The sequence below is a fragment of the Mesorhizobium sp. M7A.F.Ca.US.014.04.1.1 genome, from assembly GCF_003998745.1.
Taxonomy (GTDB): Bacteria; Pseudomonadota; Alphaproteobacteria; order Rhizobiales; family Rhizobiaceae; genus Mesorhizobium; species Mesorhizobium ciceri.
Map to the genome: position 1 here is coordinate 1 of NZ_RZRW01001440.1, position 475 is coordinate 475.

At 60.8% G+C, this 475-nt stretch carries 1 protein-coding gene and 1 pseudogene; both read right to left on the minus strand.

The window, feature by feature from the left end:
* The coding region (locus EOA22_RS37000) for a PHP domain-containing protein (protein ID WP_127390776.1) at positions 1–265 on the minus strand (265 nt) is incomplete at its 3' end.
* Positions 262–475, minus strand: a pseudogene (locus tag EOA22_RS37005) (DNA polymerase Y family protein); the annotation flags it as partial. The gene EOA22_RS37000 and the pseudogene EOA22_RS37005, both read right to left, overlap by 4 nt.

Below are 475 nucleotides of genomic sequence, written 5' to 3' on the forward strand. Positions count from 1 at the left end.
GTGAATAAGCCGCGCGATCGGTCGGATAGACCAGGATGGAAATCTCTTCCGCCAGATCCAGCCGGCAACCGACGATCAGCCTGACACCGGTTGCCTTGGCGGCCTCATGCGCGCGGACAATGCCGGCCAGACTGTTGCGATCACAGATGGCAAGTGCCGGCATCTCCATGCATGCTGCTTGGGCAAACAATTCCTCGCAGGAGCTAGCGCCGCGAAGGAAGGAGAAATGCGAGGTGCATTGCAATTCGACGTAGGAAGCCGTCATCCAAAAATGCCGTGCAGAAACCACAAATGGGAACCGGTCGCGGCATCCTCGCCATCGCCTGCGCGATAGATCCAGAACCGCTCGCCGGCTTCATCTTCGACCTGGAAATAGTCGCGCACGGCGGCAAGCTCGGCATCGCGCTTCCACCACTCGCCGAAAACCCGCTCAGGACCATCGGCGCGCTTGACCCGTCGCCGGATGCCTCTCCAG